Genomic DNA, 12638 nt, shown 5'->3' on the forward strand with positions numbered 1-12638 from the left:
TCCTCAACCCCTGCCGCGCTCGACGTCGAATCCTCCTTCTTCCCCGCTGCGCCCCGGAGCAAAAGCAACGGTCTTCTCGCACCATGGGCAGCGGGCGTTCCCCGGAGCGTTGATGCACATCAGCTTGCCGCAGTCGCAGACGGCAAAGGCCGTGGCGTTGCCGCAATACGGGCAACCCGGTGTACCGACCAGTTCCGACGTGTTGATCCTGATGTCGGTGGCACGTGCATCCGACCAGATGAAATACTCCTCGTCGAGAGGGTAGCAGCCAGCAATATCGAAGCGGGAGACCTGCACCTTGAAGTCGCGTGTTGCCACCTCCTGAGTCGCGCGGTCATACTTGATCAGGTAAGGTTTGCGTGTCTTCTGACAACGGCCCACGAGGGTTACGCACGCCTCGTCTGCCAGGGTCGACGGCGCTTCCTTGACGAGGCTGAGGATGCTCTCGTCGAGGTGCGGAATCGCCTGCGCCTCGGCTCCCTCACCGACGCTCCTGCTCTGTGCCACGACCGAGGCCGTCACCCAGTTCACAAACTTCCTGAAGTCGCCTTCGCCGGAATCCTCGAAGACGAGCACGTGTTCCGTCAGCCTGCACAACACCGAGAGATCGGCCGACTTGCCCAGGGCAACGGCGACCATGGTGGCCTTCCTGGCGTATTGGACGTTCCACTCGTCGATCGCGGCACTGGGGTCGTCGGTAGGGCGGCCGTCGGTGAATAGATAAACAATGGGTTTCCAGTCACCCTTGCGATCGGCAGTGGTTCGCAGAACGTTCTTGTCGATCTCGGCCATCAGGGCGCCAAGGGCCGCCCCCAGGTTCGTGCCGCCTCCCAAAGGCAGTTTCGGCGGATAAAAGGAGCAAACCTCCACGAGTGGGACAACGGTCCTGGCAATTCCGGCGAACGCGACAACCGAGAGGTATACCGACTCCAGTGCATGTGGATCCGCCCGCAGCGTTCGCACAATGGCCTGCAGGCCGTCCTCCATTTTTTTTCAGGTTTTCGCCAACCATGGACTCTGAGCAGTCCAAAACGAAAAATACGGGCAGTCTGCGCATATCGCTCCTTTGTTCGCTCGGTTACCGGGCCGCATTTCCGGCACGGCGGTCATGCTCCCATCGCCCCCCTTTTCTACAGCACCAGCTGGATCTCCGGCGGCGGTGGCGGAAGCGGGATTTGGCCGGACACGCCGGCGCTGCTGCTCCCGACCGACACGCTGATGGTCATCCATTTGAAAAAGCTCGAGAATGCCACCGCGTCCATCGTATCGAGCGTCACGACGCAATCGGTCAGTTCAAGGAGGTGTTGCCTCTTCGCCTTGGGTCCCGCCGCGCAGGCAACGATCGATCCGAAGTTGCGCTTCCGGACCTCCGGTACCGCCTGCCGAAAAGCGTGCAGGTCGGAAGGGCTGCCGTCCGTCATCAGGAACAGCAGGGGACGCCAGTCCCCCTTGGCGTCGGCGGTGGACTTTCGCACGTCGCGGTCCACGCACTCGAGCAGCAGTTCGAGGGCCGCCCCCATGAAGGTCGCTCCGGAGTCGGGCGCGGGTACGTCTCGCAGACGCACCTGATCGAGCGGCGTGAGCGGGAGATACTCGCGCGCCTCCAGGTCAAACGTGATTACGGAAAGATGCACACTCTCCAGGGCATAGGGGTCCTGACGTAAGGCACTCAGCATTGCCTGAAGGCCGACGTTTACCGAGTGTATGGGTTCCCCCCGCATCGACCCCGAAGTATCCAGGAGGATGTAGACGGGCAATCTTCTGGCGCTCATCCAGGCCTCACACGTATTGCTTGAGGAAGCCCACGAAACTGTCCGACGGCGACGGGGTGCCTATGGCGTTGAACTTCCAGCCATCGGTCTCCCTCGTCAGTTCGGCGAAAAGCATCGAACGGCACTCCGCGTATTGCGCCCCTCCGGAAAGGTCGAAGCGAGTCATTTCGCGTCCCTTGCCGTCGACCGCCCGGATGAAGGCGTTCCGTACCTTGCCGAAACTCTGGCCGTTCTCGGTACCCTTGTAGATCTGAACGATGAAGACCAGTTTTGCGTATTTCTCGGGAAGGTCATTGAGTTTGACAATGATCTGCTCGTCGTCGCCATCTCCGTCCCCGGTGCGGTTGTCGCCCGTTAGCCAAATCTGGCCGGAGTGATGCCGCAGATTGTTGTAGAAGATCACGTCCCCATTCTTCAGCGAGGGCTTGCCATTCTCGATCGCACCCAGGTCATGGACCTTGCCATCGCTACCGCACAGGAAAGCCGCGACATCCAAATCGTAGTCCGGTGCTTTCTTGCTGAACAGCCCGCCGAGAAACCCTGTTTTCTCCTCCTGAATGTCCCAGCCGAGACCGATCGTTACCATCGACAAATCGTTGTCGCTTTTCCGAAGGCTTACGCCTTGTCCTTTCTTGAGACTGATGGCCATGGCGTCTTCCTCAAAGAACCACGTTCACTTCGGGAGGCGGAGGCGGTAGGTCGCCCAGCCCGGAAACTTCTTTCTGTCCGGCGTCGACCTTCTGGCTGCCGGTAGACACGCTGGCGGACACCCACTTGAAGAACGCCTTGATGGTGTTGGAGTCGGCCGTATCCAGTTGAACGACGACCTCAGTGATCTGTTTGAGAACCGTGGTGTCGGCTCTCGACCCAGCCGCACAGGCGACGATCATACCGGTACGGACCTTCTTGATCTTGTCCAGACCTTTTTTCCAGTCGTCCGTCGGGGAGCCGTCCGTCATGAGGAAAACCAGAGGCTTCCAGTCGCCTTTGGCGTCAGCAGTGGTCTTGGCCACCTCGGTCTCGACCCGGTCGGCCAGGAGGCTGAGAGCCGAACCCAGGGCGGTAGTACCGCTTGCGGTGAGCGACGGGGTCTGGAACGTCGCCAACTCCGTCAGCGGAACCGCCTGAGTGGCGGCACTATCGAAAGTGATCACCGAGAGAAAAGCCGTTTCAAGGGCATAGGGGTCCTGACGCAAGGTCGAGACCAGGATCTGGACGCCGTTCTTCACGGCCTCGATGGGCTCACCGCTCATCGACCCGGAGGTGTCGAGCAGCAGATAGACGGGCAATCTTCTCATTGTGAGTGTGTCCTCTTGTCGATGGTGTTCAGGCCACTGCGACGCCGAACTGCGCGCACATTGCATCGAGGCCGCCGGCGAACCCCTGACCGACGGCCTTGAACTTCCACTCTTCTCCGTATCGGTAGACCTCCCCGAAAATCATCGCCGTCTCGGTGCTGTAATCCTCGGAGAGGTCAAAACGGGCAATTTCCACGTCATCGTCGAGATTGACGATGCGCATAAAGGCGTCCGCAACCTGTCCGAAGTTCTGTTTCCGGGCAACGGCGTCGTGGATGGTCACGCAGACAAGCACACGTTTGACGTACTCAGGCACCTTGTCGAGGCTGATTTTCAGCGTTTCATCGTCGCCATCCCCCGCTCCGGTCCGGTTATCCCCGGCGTGCTCCACCGAACCGCAGGCCGAGACCAGTTGGTTGTAGAAAATGAAATCGTTGTCGCTTCGGACCTTGCCGCTCTGCCCGAGAAGGAAGGCGCTGGCGTCCAGATCGAAATCGGCCCCATCGGTGGAGCGAGCCTTCCAGCCTAGGCCGACGAGAATGCGCCTGAGATTCGGCACGTTCTTCGACAGCGAAACATTTCCCCCCTTGCTCAACGAAACAGCCATTGCCTTTCCTTTTCTGTTGGACTGAGTGTATTGGTTTGCGCCGACCTGTCAATCGGCAGCCCCCAGAGATTCCGCGGCGATCTTCCTGCGATGGACAATCGAAGAAGCGAGCGAAGCAACAATGAAACCGACACCGATGAGACCGGTGACGACTTCGGAAACATGCCAAACGATGCTTCCGAACATGATCAGGGCCAGTGCACCGATTGCGTAATGGGCACCGTGTTCGAGGAATACATACTCATCCAGTGTACCCTTCTCGACCAGATAGACCGTGAGGGAACGAACGAACATCGCGCCGATGGCAAGCCCCAGCATGATGATAAGTACATCACGCGTTACGGCAAACGCGCCAATCACGCCATCAAACGAGAATGAGGCATCCAGGACTTCAAGGTATAGAAAGCCCATGACGCCGGAACGTTTGGCAATTTGCCCCACGGCACCGGACTCCTCTTCTTCCTCGAAGAAGCCGCCAAGGCTATCTACCACAACGTAAAGAAAGACACCGGCGACACCGGCAAGCAGGATGGTCAGGCGCGTTGCGCCATCGATCGGAAGAAATGCCTGCGCAGCCAGCAGAAGGCCTAGAGCACAAGCAATCCCGACCGACTCCAGCTTGCCCAGCTTGGAAAGGAGTTCCTCGACCTTCCCGAGCCAGTGGAGTTCCTTGCCCTCATCAAACAGGAAAGACAGGAATACCAGCAGGAGGAACATCCCACCAAATGCCGCAATCCCGGCATGCGCCCCTGTCAGATGTTTGGCATATTCCTCCGGAGTATGGAGGGCCATCTGTCCGACTTCCCACATGCCATGCCCGGTGGCAACGGCAACCACGGCGATCGGGAAAAACAGACGCATCCCGAACACCGCAATCAGAATACCTACGGTCAGGAAGATCTGCCTCCACTGGTGGTCCATCTCCTTGAGGACGGACGCATTCACCACGGCGTTGTCGAAGGAGAGACTGACCTCCATGATTCCAAGCAGAAGAGCCAGCGTCATTGCGGCGAAACCTCCCTCCGCTGACTTGCTACCCCAGGCAAACGCCAAGCCAAGACACAGGAGCGTGACCAGTATCGAATAACGAAAGTATCGCATACCCTCTCCCAGGGAATTTACCCAAACCAGAACGTCAGGAAAGCGGCTACAGATTGCAGAAAAGCATGTCGAACTCGACGTCGTTATCGCAGTGACGCGGCCGATGATCGCTGTCCGGACGAGTGAAGCGGATGTTCAGCGCGTACTTGTTGGCGCTGATTTCCGGGATGTAGGGGTCGTGTAGTTTGAGCGAAATGCGGACCATCTGCGAACTGCTGCCGCCGAGCATCAACTGGAAGGCGCCGCCCATGGCTACATGGTGCTCGGGGTGACCGCTGGCGCGCAACAAGCGCAGCACGATGGTCAGCGCGTCACGCAGCGGCAGCATCGGTTGCAGCCAGGCAAGCAGGGCGTCGCGTCGCAGCCCGGGGTCCTGATGCCGCCAGTAATGGTAGGAAGGGAGATCGAATTCGCAGACGCCACCGGGAATGCTGGCACGACTCTTGATGCTCATCAGCCAGTCGTTGTCGCGAAGATGCTGGCCGATCTTGCCGGCCATCCCGAGCAGCGCCGCAGAAGACTGCTCGATCTCGTAGAGGGCGCCGGCAAGTGCATCTTCAGAGATGTCCGGATTGTTGCGAAAACTCAACAGGCTCTGGCGCTGGCGTTCGAGTTCCTGAATCAGATCCATTTTCAGGTCGGCACGCCCGGCCACATCAAGGATCTCGAACAGGGTCATGAGGACAACATGGTGCTCCTGCGAGCCATCCCGTTGCAGGAAGCTGTTCGCCTTGTGGAATAAATCCTCCAGTCGCAACAGCGTGCGGATGCGTTCATTGAAAGGATATTCGTATGTGATCACACAGCCGCCAGCGTGGGGAACGGGAATTTTCGATAATTCTGAAGCATATGCAGCAAAACCTCAACGCCCAACATGCGCTTTGGCGCGTGCCAGTTCAAGATAATGCTGGTGCAGTACATCCACTTGCGGCCACAAGGCGTCGAGGTCGCCATCATTTTGCACCAGATCGTCGGCCGCCGCCCGCCGCTCGAGCCGCGAGGCCTGCGTGGCCATGATCGCCCGGACAGCCTCGGCGGCAATGCCGCTACGTGCCATGACGCGAGAAATCTGCACGGCCTCGTCACAGTCGACGACCAGCACCCGATCAGCGCGCTCGCGGTAGCCGCCCGTTTCGACCAGCAAGGGAACGACCAGCAGCACATAGGGCGCTTGCGTGGCAGCCGCACAGCGCGCCTTGCTCTGCTCCCGGATCAAGGGATGCAGGATCGCTTCGAGTCTTGCCTTCGCGGAGCGATCGGAGAACACCAGGCTGCGCATGGCGACACGATCCAGCGCACCATCGGCACGCAATACGCTGTCGCCGAAAGCGAGGGCAATCGCCGCCATGGCAGCGCCCTGCGGAGCCGTCAGCGCATGCGCAATGGCATCGGTATCCACCAGGGCCGCCCCGCGCTCGACAAAGAGTTCTGCGACCGTGCTCTTGCCACTGCCGATGCCGCCGGTCAAACCGACAATGAAGCTCATGGGGCGGCCTCGGCCTTGACTCTGCAGGCCACCGGGCTGGCCTTCGGCAAGCGTGCGACAATCGCCTGACGCAGCGCTTCCGCCTGTGCTTCAGGACCCCGGATTTCAAGGATGTGGAACGGTGGTCGGCCCTTGCGCTCGGCCATTCTGGCAGATTTGACCCCTTTCGCCTGCAGGGTTGCCAGCCCTGCGTTCGCCGCTTCCTCGGTGCGGTAGGTGCCCAGCGAAATCGCCAACTGGTTGGGGCCGCTGGCCTGGACAACGAAATAATCCTGGATGCCCAACTGTTGCAATTCGGCCGTTTTCTTGCTCACTTCTTCCTTGTTGGCCAATGGCGGGACAAACACCCAGTAGCCACTGTTCTCCGCCACCGTGCGGCGCGTCGCCTTGAAGTCGGCAAATTGTTCGCCCAACAGTCGCTCGATCTGGTCAGCCTCGGCGCTTGCCAGTTCGCTCCACAACTGACAGCTTGCCGCATCCTTGCTCTCGGGCACTGCTTCTGCTTCCCTGCTCGCTGGGCGCGGCGGCTCGCCTCGCGCAAGCACCCTGACCTGATCGGCTAGCAATTGCTGCTCGAGGCGCCGCGCGTCGGGACTGGCAGGCGTGCCAAGGTAGCCTCGTGCCCAGACGAAAAACAGCAGATTGGCGAGGATCAGAAGAAAAACGGCGAGCCGCATCGAGACGATCATCCGACCTTCGGCAGATGTTCGAGCGAAGTCTGAATGGCCGCGGCCGGGTACTCGAAATCCTCGAGCTCACCCGCGAAATACCGGTCATAGGCCGCCATGTCGAAGTGGCCGTGACCTGTGAGGTTGAAAAAAATCGTTTTCGCCTCGCCGTTCTGCTTGCAGCACAGCGCCTCGTCGATGGCCGCCCGGATCGCGTGGTTGGACTCGGGCGCGGGAATGATGCCCTCGGCGCGAGCAAATATCACGCCGGCCTCAAAGGTCGCCAACTGTGACACGGCGACGGCCTCGATCAGGCCCTCGTGATAGAGCTGTGAAACGAGCGGGGAATCGCCGTGGTAGCGCAGGCCACCGGCGTGGATGCCCGGTGGCATGAAATCATGACCGAGCGTGTACATCTTCATCAGCGGCGTGAAGCCTGAGGCATCGCCGAAATCGTAGGCATAAATGCCCTTGGTCAGCGTCGGACAGGAACTCGGTTCAACGGCAACCAGTCGCGTCGGTCTGCCCTTGTGTCCGCCGGCAGCGTTGTCGGCGATGAACGGAAAAGCCACACCGGCAAACGACGAACCGCCGCCACAGGGTGCAAAAATGACATCCGGCCAGTCGCCCGCCATCGCGAACTGCTTCTTCGCTTCCTGACCAATGACCGTCTGATGCAGCGCGACGTGATTGAGGACCGAGCCGAGCGTGTAACTGGTATCGGCCCGGGAAGCGGCTTCCTCGACGGCTTCGGAAATGGCGATGCCCAGCGAACCCTGGTTCTCCGGATCCTGCTCCAGGAGGTCGCGACCGGTCTGGGTCATCATCGACGGGCTGGCAAACACCTCGGCGCCCCAGGTCTGCATCATCGAACGTCGGAAGGGCTTCTGCTGGTAGCTGACGTTGACCATGTAGACACGCACCTCGAGGCCGAACATCTGACCGGCAAAAGCCATCGAACAACCCCATTGCCCGGCACCGGTTTCGGTCGTGATGCGCTTGATGCCTGCCTGCTGGTTGTAATAAGCCTGCGGCACGGCAGTGTTGGGCTTGTGTGAACCGGCAGGCGAGACACCTTCGAATTTGTAGTAAATCCTGGCCGGCGTTCCGAGCGCCTCCTCAAGCCGCCGCGCACGAATCAATGGTGACGGACGCCACAGCCGATAGACTTCGCGCACCGCATCCGGAATCGGGATCCAGCGCTCGGCCGACATCTCCTGTTCGAGGATCGCCATCGGAAAAATCATCCCCATCTGCTCCGGGGACACCGGCTGGCAATCCGGACCCAGCGGCGGCAGCGGCGGATTGGGCAGGTCGGCGACGACGTTGTACCAGTGGGTAGGGATCTCGGACTGTTCAAGAGTATAACGAAGTGATTCCACGCGGCCTCCGTACATTTTTTTTATCGAAGTTCCCAAGTATACCCTTGGATACCTCCATTAATCATTTTCGCCAACCTTGCCGAAAGCCCTGACATGCTCCGGAATGCCACGTTCCAGCTCGCGTCGACGCACGCGCGCGGGCGCAAAGGCGCCGATCAGGCGTTGGCAGGCGATGCGCGCGGCAGCGCTGTTGTCCTGGCTGAAATTGCAGACATACAGATCCAGGGTGACTGCCTGTATTTCCGGCCAGGTATGCACGGCAAGATGCGACTCGGCGAGCACCACGACACCCGTCGCGCCGAATGGATCCAGCGCACTGCCGAATTGGTGAAAGGCCACTCCGACGGGTGTCAGCCCCGGCGTGGCGCAAACGGCCAGGCAGAGTTCTCGCAACGCGCCGGCGTCCGCAAGCAACTGCGGAGCGCAGCGGCACTCGTAGAGTTCAGCGAGCAGGTGCAGGCCATGCATGGCAAACCCCCTGGTTCCGGGAGGCAGAGCAGCAAGCGGGCATGCTCGTTTCTCGGTGTCTGATCCCGTTTACCCGCGAGACTTACGGCAAACACACGAGTCGAAGCTCGGGCGACCTTTGCCGTTGCTGGAGCACGGTGGCGAAAGCGCCGAGCAACAGCAAACCGCCCATACCAAGCGCCAGGGTCAGCGTCGACCCCCACAGTAGCGGCGCGATCAGTCCGGCAGCCAGCGTGTTGAAACCGGACTGCAGGAAAGTCTGGCAGGAAGCGGCCAGGCCCCGCTGTTCCGGGAACAGGTCAAGCGCCCGCAGAGTCAGGCAGGGCATTGCCAGGGACATGCCGAGAGTGAATCCGAAGAGTGGCAACACGCTCCATGGCAGCGCCGGTGGCAGCACCAGATTGAGTGCGATGTTGAGCGCTGCCGCAGCACTCATCACCAGATAGCCGACAGCAATCGTGCATGCCGGCGAGAGCTTGCCGGCGAGCCTGCCGGAAAGCCACGAGCCGATCATCAGGCCACCCATGGCCGGGCCGAACAGCCACAGGAAACCGGTTGCCGCAACACCCAGATGCTGCATCAGAAAAACCGGCGCCGACAGCACGTAGATGAAAAAAGCGGCGAAATTGAACGCCAGCGCAAAGCAGGTCAGCAGGAAAGTGGGGGAAGTCAGCACTTTCCAGTAGCTGCGGGCCAGGTAGCCGGCGTTCAAGGACTGGCGCTGGTGGCGAGGCAGGGTTTCCGGCAGCAGGAACCAGCAGGCCAGCCACAGACCGACGCTGCTCAGCACCAGGAAGGCAAACACCGAGCGCCAGCCAAACCATGACTGCAACCAGCCGCCGAGCACCGGCGCGATCGCCGGAGCGAGAGCGAACATCATCGTGACCTGCGATATCAGCCGCTGTGCGGCCTCCCCATCGTAGAGATCGCGGACGATCGCCCGACAAATGACGATGCCGGCACCAGCAGTCATCCCCTGCAGGGCGCGCAGCAGCCAGAGGTGTTCGATGCGTGTGGCGAACATGCAGCCTGCCGAGGCCAGCGCAAAGAGCGCGACGGTCGTCAGGATCACCCGGCGGCGACCGAGCGCATCGGAGATGGCACCATGCCACAGGGTCATCAGCGCGAAAGGCAGCAGATACGCGCTCAGCGTCTGCTGAACCTGCAAGGGCGTGGCACCCAGCGATGTGCCGATGTCGTGGAACGATGGCAGGTAGGTATCGATCGAGAAGGGGCCGAGCGCCGCCAGCGCTGCCAGCAGACAGATCAGACTGCGCGGCGCAGCCGCGGGGTTTCCTTGTGGCATGGATCAATCCTTCGTGAAGCGACGGTACTGTACGGCTTCAGCAACATGCTGTGCCTCGATGGCGTCGCTCCCTCTGATATCGGCAATCGTCCGTGCCACCTTGAGTAGACGATGAAAGGCGCGTGCCGAAAGATCGAAGCGACTGATCGCCTGTTTCAGAAGCGCCGCCGCTGCCGCTGCGGGCTGGCAGTATTGGTCGATTTCCCTGATGCTCAGGCGCGCGTTGGCTTTTCCCTGCCGCCGGAGCTGCCTTCCGCGAGCCTGCGTGACACGCGCACGCACGCTCGCCGACGCTTCGCCGTCCGGCGCCTGCTGCAGGACTTCCGCAGGCACCGCCGGTACTTCGATCTGCAGATCGATGCGGTCGAGCAGCGGGCCGGAGAGCTTGCTGCGATAACGCAGCACCTGGTCCGGCGTACACCGGCAACGGCCGCGCGGATCCCCGTAATATCCGCAAGGACAGGGATTCATCGCCGCGACGAGCTGGAACTGCGCCGGAAATTCGGCTTGCCGGGCAGCGCGCGAGATATGGATACGCCCCGAGTCGAGCGGTTCGCGCAGCGCTTCGAGTACCCGCCGATCGAACTCGGGGATCTCGTCGAGAAAAAGTACGCCCTGATGCGCCAGCGAGATCTCTCCGGGATGCGGGACGCTGCCGCCGCCGACCAGCGCGGCGGTGGAAGCCGTATGGTGTGGCGCCCGAAAGGGATGGCGGCGAAAGAGTTCGGGGCGAAATTGCCCGGCCAGCGACAGCACCGCAGCCGATTCGAGCGCGGCAGCCAGCGTCATCGGCGGCAGCAAACCGGGGAGCCGGCTGGCAAGCATCGACTTGCCGGTACCCGGCGGACCGGCGAAGAGGAGCGAATGTTCCCCTGCAGCGGCGATTTCAAGGCCACGCTTGGCCTGTGCCTGGCCACGCACGTCAGCAAGATCAGGATAGTCGATGCGCGCATCGAGAGCCACATCGGCGACGAGACATTCAGCCAGCACCGCCTGCCCGGTGAGGTGCGCGCAAACCTCGAGCAGGGTATTGGCGGTGAGCACCTGCACCTGGTCGGCCAGGGCTGCCTCGCGGGCGCTGCTGGCCGGGAGCACGAAGCTGCGCCCCATGCTGCCGGCAGCCAGAACCATCGCCAGCGCCCCGCGGATCGGCCGCAACTCGCCGGAGAGTGACAGTTCGCCGGCGAATTCATGACCGGCCAGCTTGGTGGCCGGGATCTGGCCCGAGGCAGCGAGGATGCCAAGGGCTATCGGCAGATCGAAGCGGCCTGATTCCTTCGGCAGATCGGCCGGAGCGAGGTTTACCGTGATCCGCTTGCGGGGAAATTCGAAGCCCGCGTTTTGCAGTGCCGCCCGCACCCGATCGCGTGCTTCCTTGACTTCGGTATCGGGCAGCCCGACCACGGTAACGCTTGGCAGACCACCCGCCAGATGTACCTCGACCGCAACTTCCGGGGCCGCAAGGCCATCGAGTCCGCGGCTATGCACAATGGCGAGAGGCATCTCGATCAGCCAGTCGGCCGGCGACCACAGGCGGCGCTGTGCGCCAGCGTCGGCCGCTCAGGCCGGCTGGTCCGGCGGGTTCTCCAGCCGATCGAGACGCGCTTCGAGCGCCTTCAGTTTTTCTCTGGTGCGCTGGAGAACCTGCGTCTGGATGTCGAACTCCTCACGACTGACCAGGTCAAGCTTGGCCAGTCCGCTGGAGAGCAATGCACGCGCGTTTTTCTCGATATCGGCGGCCGGACTCGCGGCAATGAGAGCGCTCAAACGAGCGCCGAGATCTTCAAGGAATTTCGGGTCGAGCATGGTGATCACCGAATGGCGCAAGTGGTTACAGGGAGATTCGAGTGTAGCACAAGCGAACTGCACGGCAGATGTTGCACCAAAAAGGGGCATTACACCCGGAAGCTGCGCTATCGCAGTGCGGCATCCATTGCCTGGCGCTACCAGTAAGAAACACTGCTCTGATTTATCAAAACAAATAATTATGGCACGGAATCTGCTTTGATTTGTCCAGCATTTCCTTAAACCGTCATTATTTCAACCGGGGAAGCATCTTCAGCCACCCCTGATATGGAGAGCATCATGAAAATGGTAACTGCCATCATCAAGCCCTTCAAGCTCGATGAAGTACGAGAAGCGCTGTCGGCGATTGGCGTGCAGGGAATCACCGTCACCGAAGTCAAAGGTTTCGGGCGCCAGAAGGGCCACACAGAGCTGTATCGTGGCGCAGAGTACGTCGTCGACTTCCTGCCCAAGGTCAAGGTCGAAGCTGCGATCAGCGACAGTCTCCTCGACCAGGTGATCGAGGCCATCGAAAAATCTGCCAGCACCGGCAAGATCGGCGACGGCAAGATCTTCATTTCGGCCATTGAACAAGTCATCCGCATTCGCACCGGCGAGACCGGTGAAGAAGCACTGTGAGGAGCAAATCATGAGATGCACATTCGCCATCCTCGCCCTGCTCGGCGCCGTCAGCATCGGCGCTCCGGCCTGGGCGGAAGACAAACCTGCCGCGGCCGCGGCAGCGGCCAGCGCCGAACCTGTGGC

14 protein-coding genes and 1 pseudogene are annotated in these 12638 nt (G+C 61.1%); 1 reads left to right on the plus strand and 14 read right to left on the minus strand.

All coding sequences use genetic code 11. The annotated features are described in order from the left end of the window. Positions 1-3: 3 nt before the first annotated feature. The 14 genes and pseudogenes from E4Q08_RS00735 to E4Q08_RS00800 form a co-directional block, all read right to left on the minus strand. Positions 4-1057, minus strand: a pseudogene (locus E4Q08_RS00735) (TerY-C metal binding domain-containing protein). Between the two features lie 73 nt (positions 1058-1130). Beyond that, complete coding sequence (locus tag E4Q08_RS00740; RefSeq protein ID WP_169068995.1) at positions 1131-1772, minus strand: vWA domain-containing protein; 642 nt, start codon at positions 1770-1772, stop codon at positions 1131-1133. 7 nt (positions 1773-1779) lie between these two features. Next, a complete protein-coding gene (locus tag E4Q08_RS00745; RefSeq protein ID WP_034914113.1) occupies positions 1780-2421 on the minus strand; it encodes a TerD family protein in 642 nt (213 codons plus the stop codon). 10 nt (positions 2422-2431) lie between these two features. Next, positions 2432-3070: a vWA domain-containing protein gene (locus tag E4Q08_RS00750; RefSeq protein WP_034914114.1), complete on the minus strand. Its 639-nt coding sequence runs from the start codon at positions 3068-3070 to the stop codon at positions 2432-2434. Positions 3071-3098: 28 nt separating this feature from the next. Next, a complete protein-coding gene (locus E4Q08_RS00755; RefSeq protein WP_034914117.1) occupies positions 3099-3677 on the minus strand; it encodes a TerD family protein in 579 nt (192 codons plus the stop codon). A gap of 48 nt (positions 3678-3725) precedes the next feature. Beyond that, positions 3726-4778, minus strand: a complete 1053-nt coding sequence (locus E4Q08_RS00760; protein WP_034914120.1) for a DUF475 domain-containing protein — start codon at positions 4776-4778, stop codon at positions 3726-3728. Positions 4779-4824: 46 nt separating this feature from the next. Continuing rightward, positions 4825-5580 (minus strand): cell division protein ZapD, encoded by a 756-nt coding sequence (gene zapD, locus E4Q08_RS00765; protein ID WP_034914123.1) that lies wholly within the window; start codon positions 5578-5580, stop codon positions 4825-4827. A 60-nt stretch (positions 5581-5640) separates the two neighbouring features. Then, on the minus strand, positions 5641-6264 hold the full coding sequence (gene coaE, locus E4Q08_RS00770; protein ID WP_034914127.1) for a dephospho-CoA kinase: 624 nt from the start codon (positions 6262-6264) through the stop codon (positions 5641-5643). Then, positions 6261-6953: an SPOR domain-containing protein gene (locus E4Q08_RS00775; protein ID WP_169068996.1), complete on the minus strand. Its 693-nt coding sequence runs from the start codon at positions 6951-6953 to the stop codon at positions 6261-6263. Before E4Q08_RS00775 ends, coaE begins: the two co-directional genes overlap by 4 nt. Then, positions 6950-8314 carry a TrpB-like pyridoxal phosphate-dependent enzyme gene (locus E4Q08_RS00780; RefSeq protein ID WP_034914145.1) on the minus strand — a complete coding sequence of 455 codons (1365 nt, stop codon included), beginning with the start codon at positions 8312-8314 and terminating at the stop codon, positions 6950-6952. The genes E4Q08_RS00775 and E4Q08_RS00780 overlap by 4 nt, the downstream gene beginning before the upstream one ends. 57 nt (positions 8315-8371) lie before the next feature. Continuing rightward, a complete protein-coding gene (gene speD, locus E4Q08_RS00785) occupies positions 8372-8782 on the minus strand; it encodes an adenosylmethionine decarboxylase (RefSeq protein WP_034914130.1) in 411 nt (136 codons plus the stop codon). Positions 8783-8864: 82 nt separating this feature from the next. Continuing rightward, entirely contained in the window at positions 8865-10088 is a 1224-nt protein-coding gene (locus E4Q08_RS00790) for a multidrug effflux MFS transporter (protein WP_034914132.1), read from the minus strand. A gap of 3 nt (positions 10089-10091) precedes the next feature. Continuing rightward, positions 10092-11591 carry a YifB family Mg chelatase-like AAA ATPase gene (locus tag E4Q08_RS00795; RefSeq protein WP_169068997.1) on the minus strand — a complete coding sequence of 500 codons (1500 nt, stop codon included), beginning with the start codon at positions 11589-11591 and terminating at the stop codon, positions 10092-10094. A 57-nt stretch (positions 11592-11648) separates the two neighbouring features. Next, positions 11649-11894, minus strand: a complete 246-nt coding sequence (locus E4Q08_RS00800; protein WP_034909209.1) for an accessory factor UbiK family protein — start codon at positions 11892-11894, stop codon at positions 11649-11651. Between the two features lie 279 nt (positions 11895-12173). On the opposite strand from E4Q08_RS00800, the gene glnK reads away from it, so the two are divergent. After that, the gene (glnK, locus tag E4Q08_RS00805) at positions 12174-12512 is read left to right on the plus strand and encodes a P-II family nitrogen regulator (protein WP_034909210.1); all 339 of its coding nucleotides are present in this window, start codon (positions 12174-12176) and stop codon (positions 12510-12512) included. Positions 12513-12638: the final 126 nt, after the last annotated feature.

The sequence above is a fragment of the Candidatus Accumulibacter contiguus genome (assembly GCF_012940005.1).
Taxonomy (GTDB): Bacteria; Pseudomonadota; Gammaproteobacteria; order Burkholderiales; family Rhodocyclaceae; genus Accumulibacter; species Accumulibacter contiguus.